We start from the raw sequence: 19,206 nt of genomic DNA, 5'->3' as shown, positions 1-19,206 counted from the left end.
CACACACCCGGCACGGCAAAACCCCCGATCGCCCCCGCACCGGACGCGTTACGGTAAGGCCGGATACCCCGAATGCCCTGAATGCCCCGGATACATGGAGTCGATCACATCCGCGTACTTCGCATGGATCACCTGCCGCTTCAGCTTCAGGCTCGGCGTCAGCTCCCCGGTCTCCACGGTCCACTCGGCCGGGACCAGCCGCCAGTGCTTGACCTGCTGGACCTGGGCCAGCCGGGCGTTCGCGGCGACGACCGCCGCCGCCACCTCCGCCAGCACCTCAGGATGCGCGGCGAGCCCGGGCAAGGAGTCCGCCGCGATGCCCCGCGCACGGGCCCACGCCGGCGCGGACTCCGCGTCCAGGGTGAGCACGGCGACCGGGTGCGGGCGGCCGTCGCCGCAGGCGAGGGCCTGGCCGATCAGCGGATGCTCCTTCAGCAGGTTCTCGATCGCGGCCGGGGAGATGTTCTCCCCGCCGGAGGTGATGATCAGCTCCTTCTTCCGATCGACGACCGTCACGAACCCGTCGGGGTCCATGCTCCCCAGGTCGCCGGTGTGCAGCCAGCCGGCGGAGTCCAGCAGCGCGGCCGTGGCCCCGGGATCGCCGAGGTACCCGGCCGTGTTGAGCGGGCTGCGGGTGAGGATCTCACCGTCGTCCGCGATGCGGACCTCCACGCCCGGCCCTGGCCTGCCGACCGTGCCAAGCCGGTGGCAGGAGGGGGTGTTCGCGGTGATCGCGCCCGCGGTCTCTGTCATGCCGTACAGGCTGAGCACGTTCAGGCCGAGCCCGGCGAAGAAACGCTGGACGTCCGGCGGCATCGGCGCGGCGGCGGTGGCGGCCCAGCGGGCGCGGCCGAGCCCGAGCATGGCGCGTACGTCGGAAAGGACCGCGCGGTCCGCCTCCCGGTAGGCCGCCTCGGTCTCGGCGGTGGAGGTCCGGCCGTACTGCGCGCCCTCGATGTGGGCCAGGCCCGCGGCCATCGCCGCGCGCACCCGTTCGCGCCGCGCGGGCGGTTCGGCGGCGAACACCGCGCGCAGCCGCGCCGCCAGCTTCTCCCAGATCCTCGGCACGCCCAGGAACATCACGGGCCTGACCCGCGCGAGGGTCTGCCCCAGGTCGGCGAGGTCCGGGCAGAAGTGGACGTGGGAGCCCTTGGACAGCGGAAAGTACAGGCTCAGCACGCGCTCGGCCGCGTGGGCATAGGTGAGGTAGGAGATCTGGGAGGCCAGGCCGGGCAGTTCGGTCATGCGCTCGACGACGGCGACCTGGTAGGCCACGCTGGCGTGCGTGAGCGGCACGCCTTTGGGATCGCCCGTGGTGCCGGAGGTGTACAGGACGGTCGCCACGCTCTGCGGTGTCACGGCACGCCAGCGGGACTCCACGGCGGCGGGACGGGCGGCGCGCAGCGCCCGGCCGAGCCCGAGAAGTTCCTCCCAGGAGACGAACGGACCTGACGCGGGCACGCCTTCGAGCATCACGATCCGGCGCAGCGCGGGCAGCCGGCCGAGCATCGGCTCCCAGCGGGCGAGGTCGGCCGGGCCGCCGAGGACGGCCGCCTTCGCGCCGACGTGCGCGGCCACGAAGCCGACCTGCTCGGGCGCGAACGTGGCGTACACCGAGCACGGGACGGCGCCCGCGTGGACCGCGCCGAGGTCGGCCAGGACGTACTCACTGCGGTTGGCCATCATCAGCGCCACCGTGTCGCCCGGCTCGACCCCGATCGCCGCGAACCCGGCGGCGATGTCCAGGACCCGCTCCCTGGCCTGGGCGTAGGTGATCGTCGACCATCCGCCCGCGACCGGGTCGGAGTAGGCGGGCGCGTCCGGGTGGGCGCGCGCGACCCATGCGAGCCGTTCGCAGAGCGTACGGCCGGCGACCTCCGCCTCGATCTCGGCCCGCTCCTCGCGTACCCGGGCACCGGCCATGGCGCACCTCCGCAGCGCTCGCCCGCCAGGTGCCTGCATGGGACCACACGGGCCGCCCGCGGACAAGTCTCCGCACCGGGCCGGGAAGTAAGGCGTGACCAGCGGCGATACGGGCATTCATCCACCATTCATCCACCCTGGCCGACATCGGCCACGATCAGGGGGCAGGGCATGACAGCGGGGGCTTTGGGGGGCGCACGCCCGCGCGGCGAGACGGTCCTCGGGCACCCGCGTGGCCTGGCCACGCTGTTCGGCACCGAGATGTGGGAGCGGTTCAGCTACTACGGCCTGCGCAGCATCCTGGCCCTGTACCTGATCGCCCCGGCGACCGCGCGGGGCCTGGGGCTGACCGAGCCGACCGCGATCGCGGTCGTCGGCATCTACGGCGCGCTGGTCTACCTGCTCGCGCTGCCCGGAGGGTGGCTCGCCGACCGTGTGCTCGGGGCCCGCCGCGCGGTCCTGATCGGCGGCCTGATCATCATGTCCGGGCACATCAGCATGGCGGTGCCGGTGGAGGGCCCGGCGCTGGTGTGGTCCGGGCTGGCGCTGATCGTGACGGGTACCGGGCTGCTCAAACCGAACATCTCCTGCATGGTTGGCAAGCTCTACCCGCGCGACGAGGGCGCCCGCAGGGACGCCGGGTTCTCGATCTTCTACTTCGGCATCAACCTGGGCGCGTTCGCCGCGCCCTTCGTGGTCGGCGACTGGCTCGCCGACGGGCACCGCTGGCACCTGGGCTTCGGCGCGGCGGCGGTGGGCATGGCGCTGGGCCTGGTCTGGTACGTGCGCGGGCACCGGCATCTGGGCGAGGCGGGCGCGCGGCCGGAACACCGGCTGACCCCCGCCGAGCGGGCCTCGTTCGGCCGGCTGGCGGGCGGCGCGGCGGCCCTGACCGCGGGCGGGGCGGTGCTGTGGGCGCTGTCGGGCACGTTCACGCTGGACCGCCTCACGGTGGTGCTGACCACCGGGGTGATCGCCGTCCCGGTTGCCTACTTCGCCTACATCCTGCTCGGCGACCATGGGCTCACCGCCGGGGAGCGGGCCCGGATGCGGGCCTACGTCTGGCTGTTCGCCGCCGCCGCGATCTTCTGGATGATCTACGACCTGTCGCCGAGCGTGCTCAACCTGTTCGCCCAGCACCACACCACGCTCTCGCTCTTCGGCGTGGGCATCGAGGCGGCCACGACACAGGCGTTCAACCCGTTGTTCATCCTGGTCTTCTCGCCGGTGTTCGCGGTGGTGTGGGTACGGCTGGGCGACCGGGTCACCGCCTCGCAGAAGTTCGGGTTCGCGCTGCTGATGATCGGGGTGAGCTTCACGCTGATGGCGGTGGCCGCGGGCCTCGCCCAGACGGCCAGGGTGACGGTGTGGTGGCTGGTGGCGGTCTATCTGGTCCAGGTGTTCGGGGAGCTGGCACTGAGCCCCGTGGGACTGTCGGTGACCGCCCACCTGGCTCCGCGCGCCTTCCAGAGCCAGATGCTGGGCGTGTGGTTCCTGTCCACGGCCGTGGGGGACGCGGTCGGCGGGCAGACCGGCCGGCTGCTCGCCCACATGTCGCAGCAGGTCTACTTCCTCACCCTCGCGGCCGTCGCGCTGTGCGCGGGGGCGGCGCTGTTCATGTTCACCCGCGGCCTGCGCGGGCTGATGTGGGACGGCGCCGCGCTCACAGCGCGGGAGTGAGCGAGTCGGCGGCCCGGTCCCACGTCCGGCCCGGCTCGCCGGCCCGCGCCGCCGCGATGCGCGCCACGGCCTCGCCGACCACCTGGGGCGGCTGGGTGTACGGCAGGCGCAGGTAGGACTCCAGCGTGCCCTCGACGCCGAACCACGGCCCCGGCGCCAGCCGTACGCCGTGGTCGGCGGCGACCGCCGCCAGCGATGTGGCCACCGGGCCCTCAAGACGCACCCAGAGCGCTCCGCCGCCCTCCGGCACCCGGAAGCGCCAGCCGGGCATCCGGGCCCGCAGCGCGGCGACCAGCGTCTCGCGGGAGGCCAGCAGCCCTCGCCTGCGCTCGGCGCGGGCCTCCTCGATGCGCTCGAACAACCGTGCCACGACGAGTTGCTGGAACGGCGCTCCGGCGATGTCGATCGCGGCGCGCAGCCGGGCCATCCGGCGCACCCGCTCGGCGGTGGTGCGCACCCACCCGACGCGCAGGCCGCCCCACCACAGCTTGGAGGCCGACCCGATGGTGATGACCCGGTTGTCGGTGTCGAAGGCCGCCATCGGCGCGGCGGCCGATGTGTCGTCGAGCCCGAGTTCGGCCCAGGACTCGTCGACCAGCAGTGTGGTGTCCGCGCGGCGGGCGGCCCCGGTCACGGCCGCGCGGGTGGCATCGTCCATCAGCCTGCCGGTCGGGTTGTGGAAGTCGGGGATCAGGTAGGCCACCCGCGCCCCGGACTGGCGCATCGCCTCACTCACGGCGTCGGGATGCCAGCCGTCCTCGGCCACTCCCACCGGGACGAGCCGCGCGGCGTGGTACCTGGCGGCATCAAGGGCGTGCGGGTAGGTCGGCGACTCGATCACCACGGGGTCGCCCGGCCGCACGAGCAGGCTCATGGCCAGGTGGATGCCGCTCTGCGCGCCCGCGGTGAGGAGGATCTGGTCGGGCCGGGTGGCGAGGCCGCGCGAGGTGTAGCGGGCGGCGACGGCCTCGCGCAGTGCCGCCAGGCCCAGCGGGTCGTAGCCGACACCGAGGGTGTGGCAGGGCAGGTCCTGTGCGGCCAGCGTCATGGCATCCGACAGCAGGCCGGTCGCGGGCGGCGCGGCGCAGTGCAGGGCGAGCAGTCCGTCGTCGCCCGCGGCCAGCCAGGGGTCGTCGGGGCCGAGGGTGGCGGGGTCGGGCAGCGCGGTCCAGCTCCCCGCGCCCTGCCTACTGGCGATGTAGCCCATTTCGCGCAGCTTGTCGTAGGCGGCGCTGATCGTGGTACGGCTCACGCCGAGCGCCGTGGCCAGGTCGCGTTCGGCGGGCATCCGCACGTGTACGGCAAGCCGCCCGTCGCGGATCGCCGTCCGCACCGCTCCGGCGAGCGCGCGGTAGTAGGGCCCCTCCGGCCGGTCCAGGCCGATCAGCCTGGCCAGCGCCCGGCCGCTCAGATGTCTCTCCATGTGCCACCCCCCTGAGCAGGATAAGGCCACTTTTCGTAATTGGCCCTTTATCTGGTTTCGGGTGACCGCGCAGGATGGGCCTACCATGAGCGAAATCTCCGCCACCACGTCCGGCTCCCTCCCGTCCCGGCTCCTGCGGCTTTACGCCGGTCTCCTGCTCTACGGCACAGGGATCGCCCTGCAGGTCGAGTCCGGGCTCGGCAACGACCCCTGGGACGCCTTCCACCAGGGGCTCGCCGTACGCACCGGCTGGTCGCTCGGCACCTGGATCATCCTGGTCGGCGCGGCCGTCATGGTCTTCTGGATCCCGCTGCGCCAGCGGCCCGGCATCGGCACGATCAGCAACGTGGTGCTCGTCGGCCTGTTCGCCGACGGGGTCATGTGGCTGCTGCCCACCCCGGGGCACCTGGCGGTCCGCTGGGCGTTCCTGGTGGCCGCGATCGCCGTGGTGGCCGCGGCCACCGCGCTCTACATCGGCGCCGGGCTCGGCCCCGGCCCGCGCGACGGCCTGATGACCGGCCTGAACCGCCTGGGGCTGTCCATCCGCCTGGCGCGCACGCTGATCGAGATCACCGTCCTGGCGGTGGGCTGGCTGCTGGGCGGCGTCGTGGGGATCGGCACGGTGGTCTTCGCGCTCACGATCGGCCCGCTCACCCAGTTCTTCATGCGGCTGTTCGCCCGGCGCCTCGCCCCGGAGGCCGCGTCCGGAGCGCGGGAGGAGGCCGGTGGCGCTAGCGTCGAGCCATGCGCATCGAGGACTACGCCCTGATCGGTGACATGCAGTCGGCCGCGCTCGTCGGCCGGGACGGTTCGATCGACTGGCTCTGCCTGCCCCGGTTCGACTCCCCGGCGTGCTTCGCGGCGCTGCTCGGCGGCGAGCGCAACGGCCACTGGTGGCTCGGCCCCGAGGGCCGGCCGATGGCGACCCGGCGCAGGTACCGCGGCGAGACGCTGGTGCTGGAGAGCGAGTGGGAGACCGAGGGCGGCACGGTACGTGTCATCGACTTCATGCCGCCCCGGCACGCCAACCCCGACGTGGTGCGCATCGTCGAGGGCGTCTCCGGCACGGTGCGGATGGCCACCGAGCTGCGGATCAGGTTCGACTACGGCCGCATCGTGCCGTGGGTGCGCAGGACCGAGGGGCACCTACAGGCCATCGGCGGCCCCGACTCGGTGTGGCTGCACTCCTCCGTGCCGCTCACCGGGGGCGACTACGCGCACAAGGCCACGTTCGAGGTCACGGCCGGGCAGCGGGTGGCCTTCGTCTTCACCTGGCACCCCTCGCACGAGCCGATGCCGGTCGAACTGGACGCCGAGGTACAACTCGCCGAGACCGAGCAGATGTGGGCGGAATGGGTCTCGCGCTGCACCTACCAGGGGCCGTGGCGCGAGGCGGTGGTCCGGTCGCTGATCACGCTCAAGGCCCTGACCTACTCCCCCACCGGCGGCATCGTGGCCGCCCCCACCACCTCGCTGCCGGAGAACATCGGCGGGGTCCGCAACTGGGACTACCGCTTCTGCTGGCTGCGCGACGCGACGATGACCCTGGAGGCCCTGATCGGCGCGGGCTACCTCAACGAGGCCCGCGACTGGCGGGCGTGGCTGCTGCGCGCCATCGCCGGCCGGGCCCAGGACCTCCAGATCATGTACGGCGTGGCGGGCGAGCGCCGGCTGCCCGAGATGGAGGTCGGCTGGCTGCCGGGGTACGAGGAGTCCCGGCCGGTCAGGATCGGCAACGCCGCGGTGGAGCAGCTCCAGCTCGACGTCTACGGCGAGGTGCTCAACGCCCTGCACATGTCCAGGACCTCCGGGCTGGCCCCCGACGACCGGGCCTGGGCCATCCAGCGCGAGCTGCTGGACTACCTGGAGACCCACTGGGACGAGCCGGACGAGGGCCTTTGGGAGGTCCGCGGCCCGCGCCGGCACTTCGTGCATTCCAAGGTGATGTGCTGGGTGGCCTTCGACCGCGCCATCTCACAGGTGGAGCGGTTCGGCCGGAGCGGCCCGGTGGAGCGCTGGAAGACGCTGCGCGACCGCATCCACGCCGAGGTCTGTGAGAAGGGCTTCGACCCCGGCCGGGGCACCTTCACCCAGTCCTACGGGTCCAGGGAGCTGGACGCCGCGCTGCTGATGATCCCGATGGTCGGATTCCTGCCGCCGGACGACCCGCGGGTGCACGGCACGATCGCGGCCATCGAGCGGGAGCTGAGCGCCGACGGCTTCGTGCTGCGCTACCCGACCGCCGAGGACAACGCGGTGGACGGGCTGCCCGGCGACGAGGGCGCGTTCCTGGCGTGCAGCTTCTGGCTGGCGGAGGCGATGGCCATGACCGGCAGGCGCGAGGACGCCGAGCGGCTGTTCGAGCGGCTGCTCGGGCTGCGTAACGACGTGGGGCTGCTCGCCGAGGAGTTCGACCCGCGGCTGGGGCGCATGGTGGGCAACTTCCCGCAGGCGTTCAGCCACGTGCCGCTGATCCACACCGCCCGGGCGCTGGCCGGCGACGGCCGCTAGCGGGGCGGGCGGGCCGCGATGGCGGCCAGCAGCCTGGCGAACTCCGGCGGCGGCGCGACCACCAGGCGGGTCTGGCCGTCCTGGGCCACCAGGTCGGCTCTGATCAGGGTGAGCCGCCCGGCGCGCCACCAGTAGACCTGGGGGCTGAGGCCGTCGGGGTGCCGTTCGGCCTCCCGCTGGGCGTGCAGCCGCAGCCGTTCGATGGCCCGCACCACGCCGATGCCCGCCACCGGGTGGACCAGCAGCGTGCCGGCCCTGGGCAGCGCCGCCAGGACGCCGTCCTCGGGGACCGGCAGGTAGTCCTCCAGGTGGCGCAGGTGGGCCGCGGCGCTCGCGGTGGGGCCGGTGAGCCGCCACACGGCGACGCCGTCGAGGTCGGCGCGGGCCACCGACAGGCGTTCGTCGTCCCTGGCGTTGCGCAGCGCCAGGTCCAGGGCCTGCCCGGCGGGGATCGGCCAGCACCCGGCCTCCTCGGGGCGTACGGGGCGCACCGCGCCCGCGTATCCGAGGGTCAGCACCTCGATCAGGTCGGTGCTGAGGTGCCGGGCGACCACGCGTTCGCCCTCCAGGTCGTCGGCGAGGTTCACCCGCGTCCGCAGCAGGGGCCTGACCTGGGCGAGGTCGCAGGCGTCCAGCGGCTCGCCGGCGACGGCGACCGTGTGGGCGAGGTGTTCGGAGACCAGCATCGGCCAGTCCTCCCTGGCACGGCGGGCGGCCTCGCGCCGCAGGCCGGTCAGCCGGACCACCAGGTCCTTGGGCCCGCTCAGCGTCATCGCCGCGCCGTCGGCGGAGAACTCGCACCGGAAACCGTGGGAGTCGGCCACGAGCGCGAGCAGGGAATCGAGATCCACCTCCTCGACCGGCCTCGCCTGCGCATCCCGATCCCGGCGTCGCCGGAAGAACCTCACGCCCTCATCCCTTCTGCTCGCGACCGGCCTCGACCTACATTGCCTGGTCCGAGTAGCGGAACAGACTGGTCAGCGAGCACGATTGGGTATCAATAACACCAAATCCCCCAAGCCACACACAATGCTGTGGGCTGCCGTGCCCGACCGGAAGCCCGGCGAGCACGGGGACGCCGAACGGCGTCAGCCGCTCGGCGAGGACCGGCAGCGGGTCGCCGCAGCGCAACCACGAACCGAGCGCGAAGCCGGCGACACCGTCGAAGGCCCCCGCGGCGATGAGCTGGGTGAGCATCCGGTCGATCCGGTAGGGGGCCTCGTTGACGTCCTCCAGCAGCACGATGCGGCCGGCGAAGCGGGGGGCGTCGGGGGTGCCGCACAGCGCGGCCAGCAGGCACAGGTTGCCCCCGGCCAGCGGCGCCACGGCCTGGCCGGGGGCCAGCGCGTGCGTGCCGTGGATCGGCGCGGGCGTGCCGAACAGCGCGGAGGCGAGGTGGCCGAGGGTGACCGGATCGGGCCCCTGCTCGCCGCCGAGCGTGCGCGGCGTGAGCATCGGGCCGAAGCATCCGGCCACCCCGAGGCGTACGGCCAGCGCCTGGTGCAGCGCGGTGATGTCGCTGGACCCGAGCAGCGTCTTGGGCCCTGCCGCGGCCATCGCCGTCCAGTCCAGCAGGCCGGGCAGCCGGGTCGCGCCGTACCCGCCGCGCGCGCAGACCACGCCCGCGACCGACGGGTCGCACCACGCCGCCTGGAGGTCGGCGGCCCGGGCCGCGTCGGAGGCGGCCAGATACCGGTGGTGGTCCGCAGGGGCGCCGGTCACGTGCTCGCCGAAGACGACGGTCAGCCCCAGCCCGCGCAGGACGTCGGCGCCGCGTTCCACCTCCGCCGGGTCGGGAGGGCCCGAGGGGGCCACGACGGCGACGGTGTCACCGGGCCGCAGCGGCGGCGGGGGAAGCGGGCACGGTGCGAGCGGCACTGGCGGAAGCGGCCCGGGTCCGGGCGGCGGTGCGGGGAGCGAAGAAGCTCCGCCGCCGCCGCGGGCGCGGTCTGCCATCGTCGTCCTTCCCGCCAGGCCGGATATGGTGGGTGATACCCAGTGAACCTCTCACAACGGGGTGGCCCGCCGCCAACCCGGGGCGTCCCGGGCGATCCGCCGGCCGGAAGGCGCGCGTGCGGAGCGGCGTCGGCGCCGCATGGCCCTGGCACACTCCGAACGGTGTCAAACTGTCCACACCTATGCGACCTCCGCTCCATATCCTCGTGGTCAACGGCATCAAGGTCCACCGGCCGGTGTTCGTGCTCGGCGCGCCGCACTCCGGGACCGACCTGCTCGCCCGCGCCCTCAAACGCTCCCCCGGCTTCCACGTCACGATGGGCAAGAGCGCGGTGGCGCACGTCGTCTACGCCTTCGCCCGCAAGCCGTCCATCATCGTCCGCAACGGCGGCGACGGGGCCTCGCGCGTGCTGCGCGACGCGCTGGCGCAGTCCTGGCAGCTCGGGCCCGGCACCTGCGGCGAGTGCGCGGCGGCCTGCCGCGAGGCGGGCGGCATCACCGGCTCGGGGCCGTGCCTGCCGGCCGGGCCGCCGGCCAGGTTCGGCGACGCCAGCCCCGACCTGCTCTACAGCGCCCCGGCGCTGCTGCGGGCCTTCCCCGACGCCCGGTTCGTGCAGCTCATCAGGGACGGCCGGGACACCGCCGCGGACATGATGGCCGACCCGGCGTGCCTGGCGTGGTTCCGGCCGGGGATGCTGAGCGAGGAGACCGAGTTCCCCAACCCGTTCCTCGGCGTGAACAAGGAGGAGCACCGCGACCGCTGGAAGGACATGCCGGCCGCGGGCAAGTGCGCGCTGCGCTGGCGCAGCGCGGTGCGGCTCAGCGCGGAGCTGCGCCGCCTGCTGCCGCCCGAGCAGTTGCTCACCCTGCGCTATGAGGATCTGGCGGCCTCCCCGGTCGCCGCGATGTCCTCGGTCTCGGACTTCTTGCAGGCGCGGGTCTCGGCGGTGCCGCTGTACGGCCCCGCCGCCCGCCCGGGGACCTGGCGCGCCCGCCTGTCGGCCACCGACGCCGGATGGGTGGAGAAGGTGGCCCGCGACGAACTGGGCCGCCTGGGCTACCTCTAGCTAGTCGGGCGGCGCGACGGTCTCGGAGCTCTCCCGGAACTGCGTGCGGTACAACTCGGCGTAGATCCGCCCGCGGGCCAGAAGTTCCTCGTGCCGCCCGCGCTCGGCGATCCGCCCGTCCTGCACCACGAGGATCTGGTCGGCCTCCCGGATCGTGGACAGGCGGTGGGCGATGACCAGAGACGTACGGCCGGCCAGGGCCGTCTTCAGCGCCCGCTGCACGGCCGCCTCCGACTCCGAGTCCAGGTGGGCCGTCGCCTCGTCGAGCACGACCACCCGCGGCGCCTTGAGCAGCAGCCGCGCGATGGCCAGGCGCTGCTTCTCCCCGCCGGACAGGCGGTAGCCGCGGTCGCCCACGACCGTCTCCAGCCCCTCGGGCAGCGACTCGACCAGGTCGCCGATCTGGGCCGCCCGCAGCGCCGCCCAGATCTCCTCGTCGGTCGCGCCGGGCCGGGCGTAGCGCAGGTTGGCCGCGATCGTGTCGTGGAAGAGGTGGGCGTCCTGGGTGACCACGCCGATGGTGTCGCGCAGGGAGCCGAGGGTGGCGGCGCGCACGTCGAGCCCGTTGATCAGTACGGCTCCGCCGGTCACGTCGTACAGGCGCGACACCAGCGAGGTGATCGTGGTCTTGCCCGCGCCCGAGGGGCCGACCAGCGCGATCAGCTCGCCGGGGGCGGCGGTGAAGGAGACGCCGTCCAGGACCTCCTGGGAGGGGCCGTTATCGGGCCGTGCCACCGACTCCAGAGAGGCCAGGGACACCTCCGAGGCGGCGGGGTAGCGGAAGCGGACGTCCTCGAACTCCACGCTCACCGGCCCTTCGGGGACCGGCTTGGCGTCGGGCCGCTGGGCGACCATCGGCCGCAGGTCCAGCACCTCGAAGACGCGGTCGAAGCTGACCAGGGCGGTCATCACGTCCACGTGCACGTTGGACAGGCTGGTCAGCGGGCCGTACAGGCGCATCAGCAGGGCCGACAGCGCGATCAGGGTGCCCAGCTCGAAGGCCCCGCCGATGACCAGGGCGCCGCCCGCGCCGTAGACCAGCGCGGTGGCGAGCGCGGCCACCAGGCCGAGGCCCACCCGGAACACCGTGCCGTACATCGCGACCGTGACGCCCACGTCGCGGACCCGCTCGGCGCGCTCGGCGAAGGTGCGGGCCTCGTCGTCGGGCCTGCCGTACAGCTTGGCGACCATCGCGCCCGCGACGTTGAACCGCTCGGTCATGACCGAGCTCATCTGGGCGTCCAGCTCCATCTGCTCGCGGGTCAGCCGGGACATCCGCCGGCCCACCCACTTGGCGGGCAGGATGAACACCGGCAGCAGGACCAGCGCCACCAGAGTGATCTGCCAGGACAGCACGAGCATCGTGCCCAGCACCAGCACCAGGCTGATGACGTTGGACACGACCGAGGACAGCGTCGTCGTCAGCGCCCGCTGCGCGCCGATGACGTCGGTGTTGAGGCGGGAGACCAGCGCGCCGGTCTGGGCGCGCATGAAGAACGCCACCGGCATCCGCTGCACGTGGTCGAACACCTCGGTGCGCAGGTCGTAGATCAGGCTCTCGCCGATCCTGGCGGAGAACCACCGCTGGGCCAGCCCGAGCAGGGCGTCCACCAGTGCCAGCCCGGCGATGCCGACGGCCAGCCAGACCACGACGTCGACCCGGCCGGGCCGGATGCCTTCGTCGAAGACGGCCTTCATCAGCAGCGGGTTGGCGACCACGACGACCGCGGCGACGACCACCAGGACGAGGAAGCCCGCGATCTGCCTGGCGTGCGGCCGGGCGTAGCGGAAGATGCGCCTGACCGTGCCGGGGCTGAGCCGCTCCTTGGTGACCGACTCGTCGCGGCGCAGCGAGCGCATCATCGACGGCCCCATACCGGAACCCATCATCGTCATATGTCCCCGACCCTTCCGGCGAACGCGGGCGGGAAGGGACATTCCAAATCCCGCCGCGCGGCCGTCCTTTGGGCAGAGCGCGCGAAACCGCGCGGTGATTCCCGCCGCCGCCGAGCAGACCCCCTGATCAGCTCCGGGCGAACAAGACCCCTTCCCCAGGGCCGACCTCCCGAACGCCGCCGGCGGCCCGGCCGGAGCAGGCCGTACGGGCGAACAGGCGGGTCCTGGTCTGATCGCCGTACGGCACCGGCCGCCCGGGCCGAAGCGGGTCGGGTCCGTGATCCGACTCACCGATCCGGCCGGGGTCCGGTGCCGGTTCGGTGGGCGGTGGGCCGTCTCAGGGCCCTGGGGCTCTGGCGGAGCCGTCTGTAGGTCTGGTGCCCGTCAGGCCGGGCACCAGACCGAGTGCGGTTCGTTTGCGCAGAGCCCTGGGTCGTCAGTCATGTTTCGCAGGTCGCAGGCGGGGGCGGGTCGTGAGTCCGCGCCGATCGCGTGACCTTGTACGACCGCCACCGAGACGAACCCGGGGCGGCACGGTCACCGAACCCCTGTGTTCCTCAGCCCGGACCCCCCTCGCCGAGCCTCGCCTCCGCTTGTTGTGCGCGCTTCTGATCCGGGCACCCCCTCAGAGCTGAGACATCCGAGGGCCGATGCCCGCCGAGAAGGACGGCCCCTCACCACGGATCACGACGACGCGGACCTGCTCGGGCAGGTCGGCGCCGGTCCTGGCCGATGCCTTGCGGGCCGCGAACATCTGCGCGTCGCGCCTTCCGGCAGGTCCAGGGTTGTATTCGCGATCTTGCCGTCCACCTCGAAACGCAGCTTGGCCTCGGCGAGCAGACCCGCCTCGACCGTCACCGCGCTCCCCCCAACTTCCGCGTCCGCTTCGGCTCGCTCCGCCTGTCGGCTGACCGTCACGCCCGAGCCTATCCCCGCGTCCAGAACGAGGTTCTGTAGAACCCATTCGTCCAAGCCCCTTACCGGGCCCGGGACGCGACGGCTCCGGCTGGCGGTTTACGAGCGGCTGCGGTCGCGGTTCCCGAGGCGGTCGCTAGCGCTTCGACTTGCCCCGGGTGGCTCCCCCACGCCCCCGGAGAGTCACGCCGGACTCGCTGAGGATGCGGTGGATGAAGCCGTAGGACCGTCCGGTGGAAGCGGCCAGCGCGCGGATGCTCTCACCCGCGGCGTAGCGCTTCTTGAGATCGGCGGCCAGTTTTTCGCGGTCGGCCCCGGTGACCCGGGTGCCTTTCTTCAGAGTCTCGGCCACGAGTACCTCCTGTAGTGCCAGACTTCCGCAGCGTTACTCACGCCATGATCAGTCATTTCTGCTCGATCGGCTACCTACTCCACGGGAAAAGATCCGTACCCGCTCAAATTAAGATCAGGCAAGTGCCACAAGATCGGAAAATTCATCACTCCAAGCGTCTTCCACTCCGTCCGGCAACAAGATCACCCTATCCGGTTGTAGTGCCTCAACAGCGCCTTCATCATGCGTAACCAGCACGATTGCCCCAGAATAGGACCTAAGCGCCGAAAGCACCTGATCTCTGCTGTTCGGATCGAGGTTGTTGGTGGGCTCGTCCAGCAGGAGCACGTTGGCGCCCGAGAGCACCAGCGTGGCCAGGGCCAGCCGGGTCTTCTCGCCACCGGACAGCACCCCCGCGGGCTTGTCCACGTCGTCGCCGGAGAAGAGGAAGGAACCCAGGGTCTTGCGCAGCTCGACGTCGGGCACGTCGGGGCCGGCCGAGCGCATGTTCTCCAGGACCGAACGGCCGGCGTCGAGCGTCTCGTGCTCCTGCGCGTAGTAGCCGAGCTTCAGCCCGTGCCCCGGCCTGACCTCGCCGGTGTCGGGCTTTTCCAGGCCGCCGAGCATCCGTAGCAACGTCGTCTTGCCCGCGCCGTTGAGGCCGAGCACGACCACCCGGGTGCCCCGGTCCACCGCGGCGTCGACGTCGGTGAAGACCTCCAGCGAGCCGTAGGACTTGGACAGGCCGATCGCGCTGAGCGGCGTGCGCCCGCAGGGCAGCGGGGTGGGAAAGCGCAGCTTGGCCACCTTGTCGGCCTGGCGTTCCTCGGCGACCCCGGCCAGCAGCCGCCTGGCCCGGCGCTCCATGTCCTGGGCGGCCTTGGCCTTGGTGGCCTTGGCGCGCATCCGGTCGGCCTGGGACAGCAGCGCCGACGCCTGCTTCTCCGCGTTGGCGCGCTCACGCTTCCGGCGCCGCTCGTCGGTCTCCCGCTGGGCCAGATACGCCTTCCAGCCGACGTTGTAGATATCGATCACACAACGATTGGCGTCCAGGTGCAGCACCCGGTTTACCGTCGCTTCAAGCAGGCCGACATCGTGGCTGATAATGATCAAACCACCTTGATGAGAGCGCAAAAAATCACGAAGCCAGCCGATCGAGTCGGCGTCGAGGTGGTTTGTCGGCTCGTCAAGCAGGAGAGTCTCCGCCCCGCTGAACAGGATCCGTGCCAGTTCGACCCGCCTGCGCTGCCCGCCCGACAGCGTCCCGAGCGGCTGTCCGAGCACCCGGTCGGGCAGGCCCAGGCTGGAGGCGATGGACGCCGCCTCGGCCTCGGCCGCGTAGCCGCCGAGCACGTGCAGCCGGTCTTCCAGCCGCCCGTAGGCGCGCACCGCCCGGTCGCGGACCCGCGGGTCGTCGTCGGCCATCCCCAGCTCGGCCGCGCGCAGGTCGCGCAGCACCTCATCGAGCCCGCGGGCGGAAAGGACGCGGTCGCGGGCGAGCATCTCCAGGTCGCCGGTCCGCGGGTCCTGGGGCAGGTAGCCCACGCTGCCGGTGGACGAGACGGTGCCGGCGGCGGGCAGCGCCTCGCCCGCGAGGACCTTGGTCAGGGTGGTCTTGCCGGCGCCGTTGCGGCCGACGAGCCCGATCTTGTCGCCGGGGTTGACCCGGAAACTCGCGCCCTCCAGCAGCAGGCGGGCGCCCGCGCGCAGTTCGATGTCAGAAGAAACGATCATGGTAGGGGAACACTCCCAGGCCGGGGATGGATGGGTGGACCGCGGGCTGCCGCGGCCGTCAGTCGGGAGTGCGCATACGATCAGTGTACGGGTGGTCAGAGCTGGTGCGCGGCGTCCTCGCCGCCCACCGCCTCCCCCGCCTCGACGACCCGCACGCGCACGGCGCGGAAGCTTCGCGGGGTGTCGCGGAGCACCGCCAGGCGCGGGTCCGGCACCGCCAGGAACGGCCCGGCCTCGATCGCGAAAGCCGGTGCGAGCCTGCGGTCGGCGCGCAGCGCGTCCACCGCGCGCCGGTCGCCGCCGAAGACGACGGCCTCAAGGCGGTCCTGGTAGGGGGCGAGCACCCGCGCGGCGACCTCGGCCGCCGCCTCCCTGGCCTGCCCCGCCTGCTGCTCCCGGCGGCGCGCGAACCGCTGCTGGGACCAGCCGCCGGCCGCGCTGCGGCCCTGGACCAGGCGGGAGCCGACCTTGGAGGCGAGGAGTTCGGCGCCGTGGAACACCCCGGCCGCGTGGCCGCCCCGACGTACCAGGACCACGCCGACACAGCGCTCGGCCCGCGCGTGCCCGGCGAGCGCGGCGATGAGCCCGTCCGGCGCGGCCGGGGGCATCGGCGGGAAGGGGACCAGGAACTCGGCCCGCCCGCCGTCCGCGCCGCGCAGCACCACCATCCGCTCGTCGCCGGTCACCGACACCAGATGGCCTCCGTGCCTGGCCGCGAACCCGGCCACCCACGCCTCGACCCGCTCCGGGGCGACCGACACCCAGTGGCCGCCGCCGCTCGCCGGCCGGCGCCCTGGGCCGGCCGCGCCGCCCCCCGCGTCTCCCGCGCCGTGTCCCCGCCCGCGTCCGCCCACGCGGCGAGGCTATCGTCAGCGCCGTACGGCCGCTGCGGGGCCCTCACGGAGAGCCACGACACCCGAACCTGGTGTTCTTGCTGATAGTCGAGGGTATGGGTCAGAATGACGCCAGATCCTACAACACTCAGCGAAATATCGGTGAACTTCGTCTCACCTGCTTCTATGCGCTGCTCATTGGGCCGCATCATCTGAACGTGTCGAGTAGAACACCACTTTTGCCCACCGCCGGAGCGGTGACGGCGCGCGCGATCGTTTCCCCGGTCGTCGATCTCGACACGGGGGGTGTGATCGCGCTACAGGCGATCATCGACGAACGGTCCATGGGCGGCCGTCCCGTCGGGGACGGCAGGCCGTACGGGGCGGCCGAGACCGTCTCCGCGGCGCTGCGCGCCGCCCTCGACGCGGCACGGGACCAGACCCGGCTGCCGCTGGTGCTCGGGCTGCCCGCGCACATGGTCATCGCCGGTCTCGCCGGCCTGGCGCCGCTGCACGAGGCGATGCGCATGTCCGGCAGACGCCCGCGCGAGGTGATCATAACAGTGGAGGGCGAGATCGCCCCCGGCGACCGCAAGGGCCTGCTGGTCGGCCTGGACGGGCTGCGCACGATCGGCCATCTGGTCGCGCTGGGGGGCGTGGGCACCGAGTACCTGCCGCTGGATCTGGCCGCCGACGCGCGGCCGTACCTGCTGGTGCTCTCGCCCGAGCTGGTCGCGCAGGCCGCCGACGACCCCGGCAGGGCCGCCGTGGGCGAGGCGGTCGCCGCACTCGCGCGCGGGCTGGGCGCGCACGTCCTCGCCCCCGGCATCAGCACCGAGCCGCAGCTCGCGCGGGTGCGCGGCTGGGGCGTACGGCTGGCCCAGGGCCCGCTGCTCACCCCCGGCCCCAGTGGGCGGGTGCACGTGCCACTGCCCGTCCCGGAGGAACAGCCCGCCGCCGCCCAGCTCGGGCCGCGCGTGCAGGAGCTACTGATGCCCGCCGTCACGCTGCCCGCCGAGGCCGGCGCCGAGGAGGCCGCCGAGGCGTTCCGCTCCGAGCCGTCGATCTCCAGCGTGATCCTGGTGGACGAGTACCAGCGCCCGCGCGGCAGCCTGGACCGCAGCCGCTTCATGCTGGCCATCGCCGGCCGGTACGGCTACGCGCTGCACGGCGGCAAGGCCGCGCTACGCCTGGCCGACCCGCCGCGGACCGTCCCGAAGACCACGCCGGCGATCGCGGCGATGCAGGTGGCCGGGCGCGGCGGCGAACGGGTCTACGACGACCTGGTGGTCATCGATGAGGTGGGCCGCTGCATGGGCATCCTGCGCGTCAGCGACCTCATCAGGGAGACCGCCTTCATGAACCAGGCCCGCTAGCCCGGACCGGTGCCCTTCCCGCTCAGGTGGTGCTCGGCGGCACGTTCCGCCACAGCTCGTTGAAGGAGATGCTCTCCAGGAAGGCGATGCCGGACACCACCTTGCCCCGGCGCAGGGTCATGATCCAGACGTAGCTGTTGGTGTAGCGCATGCCGTTGTTGGCGATGCCGCTCCCGTGCCAGTGGACGACCGTGGTGTCGCCCTCGCAGTAGATCGCCTCGATGTTCGTCGGCCGGAACGGCTCGCGGGACAGGTTGAACCGCGCCCCGAACGGCAGCATGACCTCGTCCAGCAGCCGCTGCTTGCCGTGGTAGGTCTTGGACACCACGGTCCGGCCCTCGATGCGCCAGACGATCGCGGGATGGAACACGTCGGTGATGGAACCCGTGCCCCTGCTCCAGTCGTCGAAGGCCGAGCGGATGATCCGGCGGTGCGCCTCCGTGCATCCGCCGCCGCGCTCCTGCGCGCCATACGCCCCCGCCCCGGCCGGCCCGGCGCCCGCGTGCGCGGGCAGGGCCAGTGCCGCGGTCACCGCCATCGCGCCGAACACGCTTCCGACAACCCGGGTGATCCTGTGTGTCTTCATGAGCCGCCCTTGCTCCCCTCTCTCGCCTTCCCCTTCCTCCCCAGGCGGCTCAGCGGGTTATCCCGGGCGATGTCCTGGCTTTCGCCAAGACGGCATCACAAACGGCACGCGTAGATGTCGGTGATGAAGATGGCGCGGGCGCCGATCTCCCACAGGCGGTCCATGACCTGCTGGTGGCCCTTGCGGCGGACCATCGCGCGCACCGCCACCCAGCCCTCGCGGTGCAGCGGCGAGACGGTCGGCCCCTCGATGCCCGGCGTGATGGCGATGGCCTTGTCGATCTGCTCGGCCCGGATGTCGTAGTCGATCATCACGAAGTCGCGGGCGACCAGCACGCCCTCCAGGCGGCGGACGAGCTGGTCCAGGCCGGCCGAGCGGGGCGTGCCGGACTGCTTGATCAGCACGGCCTCGGAGCGCATGATGGGCTCCCCGAACACCTCGAGCCCCACGTTGCGCAGGGTGGTGCCGGTCTCCACGACGTCGGCGATGGCGTCGGCCACACCGAGCCGGATCGCGGTCTCCACCGCGCCGTCCAGCTTGATCACCCGGGCCTCGACGCCCACGTCGGCCAGGTGCTTTTCCAGCAGCCCGGTGTAGGAGGTGGCCACCCGCCGCCCGCCGAGATCGTGCACGGCGGTGTACTCCCCCGGCTTGGCGGCGAACCTGAAGGTCGAGCCGCCGAAGCCGAGCGGCAGCACCTCCTCGGCGGGGGCGCCGGAGTCGAAGAGCATGTCGCGGCCGGTGATGCCGCCGTCGAGGGTGCCCTCGCCGACGTAGACGGCGATGTCGCGAGGACGCAGGAAGAACAGCTCACAGGAGTTGTCGGGGTCGACGACCACGAGCTCCTTGGTGTCCTTGCGGATGCGGTAGCCGGCCTCTTTGAGCAGGGTCTGGGCGGACTCGGCGAGCGCGCCCTTGTTCGGTACGGCGAGTCGGAGCATGACGGAAGTCCTCATGGGTCGAAGCGGAAGCGGG

At 72.6% G+C, this 19,206-nt stretch carries 16 protein-coding genes; 5 read left to right on the top strand and 11 right to left on the bottom strand.

What is annotated here, in order from left to right:
• Nucleotides 1–48: 48 nt before the first annotated feature.
• Nucleotides 49–1,923: an AMP-dependent synthetase/ligase gene (locus ACH34R_RS30570; protein WP_397564982.1), complete on the bottom strand. Its 1,875-nt coding sequence runs from the start codon at nt 1,921–1,923 to the stop codon at nt 49–51.
• Between the two features lie 171 nt (nt 1,924–2,094).
• Here ACH34R_RS30570 and ACH34R_RS30565 point away from each other — a divergent pair, with 171 nt between their 5' ends.
• A complete protein-coding gene (locus tag ACH34R_RS30565; RefSeq protein WP_397564981.1) occupies nt 2,095–3,603 on the top strand; it encodes a peptide MFS transporter in 1,509 nt (502 codons plus the stop codon).
• Here the strand turns inward: ACH34R_RS30565 and ACH34R_RS30560 are convergent.
• The gene (locus ACH34R_RS30560; RefSeq protein ID WP_397564980.1) at nt 3,587–5,026 is read right to left on the bottom strand and encodes a PLP-dependent aminotransferase family protein; all 1,440 of its coding nucleotides are present in this window, start codon (nt 5,024–5,026) and stop codon (nt 3,587–3,589) included. The genes ACH34R_RS30565 and ACH34R_RS30560 overlap by 17 nt on opposite strands.
• An 85-nt stretch (nt 5,027–5,111) precedes the next feature.
• On the opposite strand from ACH34R_RS30560, the gene ACH34R_RS30555 reads away from it, so the two are divergent.
• Entirely contained in the window at nt 5,112–5,795 is a 684-nt protein-coding gene (locus ACH34R_RS30555) for a YitT family protein (protein ID WP_397564979.1), read from the top strand.
• Nucleotides 5,771–7,537 carry a glycoside hydrolase family 15 protein gene (locus ACH34R_RS30550; RefSeq protein WP_397564978.1) on the top strand — a complete coding sequence of 589 codons (1,767 nt, stop codon included), beginning with the start codon at nt 5,771–5,773 and terminating at the stop codon, nt 7,535–7,537. The genes ACH34R_RS30555 and ACH34R_RS30550 overlap by 25 nt, the downstream gene beginning before the upstream one ends.
• On the opposite strand, the gene ACH34R_RS30545 is transcribed toward ACH34R_RS30550, so the two are convergent.
• Together ACH34R_RS30545 and ACH34R_RS30540 are read right to left on the bottom strand one after the other, a co-directional pair.
• Nucleotides 7,534–8,388, bottom strand: coding sequence for a hypothetical protein (locus ACH34R_RS30545; RefSeq protein ID WP_397564977.1), 855 nt, complete (start codon nt 8,386–8,388; stop codon nt 7,534–7,536). The two genes, ACH34R_RS30550 and ACH34R_RS30545, sit on opposite strands and share 4 nt — an antisense overlap.
• A gap of 91 nt (nt 8,389–8,479) precedes the next feature.
• Nucleotides 8,480–9,415, bottom strand: a complete 936-nt coding sequence (locus tag ACH34R_RS30540) for an LD-carboxypeptidase (RefSeq protein WP_397564976.1) — start codon at nt 9,413–9,415, stop codon at nt 8,480–8,482.
• 260 nt (nt 9,416–9,675) lie between these two features.
• Here ACH34R_RS30540 and ACH34R_RS30535 point away from each other — a divergent pair, with 260 nt between their 5' ends.
• Nucleotides 9,676–10,560, top strand: coding sequence for a sulfotransferase family protein (locus ACH34R_RS30535; protein ID WP_397564975.1), 885 nt, complete (start codon nt 9,676–9,678; stop codon nt 10,558–10,560).
• Here the strand turns inward: ACH34R_RS30535 and ACH34R_RS30530 are convergent, their stop codons facing one another.
• The 5 genes from ACH34R_RS30530 to ACH34R_RS30510 form a co-directional block, all read right to left on the bottom strand.
• Entirely contained in the window at nt 10,561–12,456 is a 1,896-nt protein-coding gene (locus ACH34R_RS30530; protein WP_397564974.1) for an ABC transporter ATP-binding protein, read from the bottom strand. It abuts the gene before it with no gap.
• A 625-nt stretch (nt 12,457–13,081) separates the two neighbouring features.
• On the bottom strand, nt 13,082–13,210 hold the full coding sequence (locus ACH34R_RS30525) for a hypothetical protein (protein WP_397564973.1): 129 nt from the start codon (nt 13,208–13,210) through the stop codon (nt 13,082–13,084).
• 297 nt (nt 13,211–13,507) lie between these two features.
• The gene (locus tag ACH34R_RS30520; protein WP_093173121.1) at nt 13,508–13,723 is read right to left on the bottom strand and encodes a helix-turn-helix domain-containing protein; all 216 of its coding nucleotides are present in this window, start codon (nt 13,721–13,723) and stop codon (nt 13,508–13,510) included.
• A gap of 114 nt (nt 13,724–13,837) precedes the next feature.
• On the bottom strand, nt 13,838–15,436 hold the full coding sequence (locus ACH34R_RS30515) for an ABC-F family ATP-binding cassette domain-containing protein (RefSeq protein ID WP_397564972.1): 1,599 nt from the start codon (nt 15,434–15,436) through the stop codon (nt 13,838–13,840).
• 95 nt (nt 15,437–15,531) lie between these two features.
• Nucleotides 15,532–16,290, bottom strand: a complete 759-nt coding sequence (locus ACH34R_RS30510; protein ID WP_397564971.1) for an acVLRF1 family peptidyl-tRNA hydrolase — start codon at nt 16,288–16,290, stop codon at nt 15,532–15,534.
• A gap of 197 nt (nt 16,291–16,487) precedes the next feature.
• Between ACH34R_RS30510 and ACH34R_RS30505 the strand changes: the two genes are divergently transcribed.
• Nucleotides 16,488–17,645, top strand: a complete 1,158-nt coding sequence (locus ACH34R_RS30505) for an EAL domain-containing protein (RefSeq protein WP_397564970.1) — start codon at nt 16,488–16,490, stop codon at nt 17,643–17,645.
• Between the two features lie 22 nt (nt 17,646–17,667).
• Here ACH34R_RS30505 and ACH34R_RS30500 read toward each other — a convergent pair whose 3' ends face one another.
• Together ACH34R_RS30500 and hisG are read right to left on the bottom strand one after the other, a co-directional pair.
• Nucleotides 17,668–18,231, bottom strand: coding sequence for a nuclear transport factor 2 family protein (locus tag ACH34R_RS30500; protein ID WP_397564969.1), 564 nt, complete (start codon nt 18,229–18,231; stop codon nt 17,668–17,670).
• A gap of 95 nt (nt 18,232–18,326) precedes the next feature.
• The gene (hisG, locus tag ACH34R_RS30495; protein WP_397564968.1) at nt 18,327–19,172 is read right to left on the bottom strand and encodes an ATP phosphoribosyltransferase; all 846 of its coding nucleotides are present in this window, start codon (nt 19,170–19,172) and stop codon (nt 18,327–18,329) included.
• Nucleotides 19,173–19,206 lie beyond the last annotated feature (34 nt).

This window comes from Spongiactinospora sp. 9N601 (assembly GCF_044326295.1).
GTDB classification, from domain to species: Bacteria; Actinomycetota; Actinomycetes; order Streptosporangiales; family Streptosporangiaceae; genus Spongiactinospora; species Spongiactinospora gelatinilytica.
This window is presented reverse-complemented; position numbering and strand designations above follow the sequence as displayed.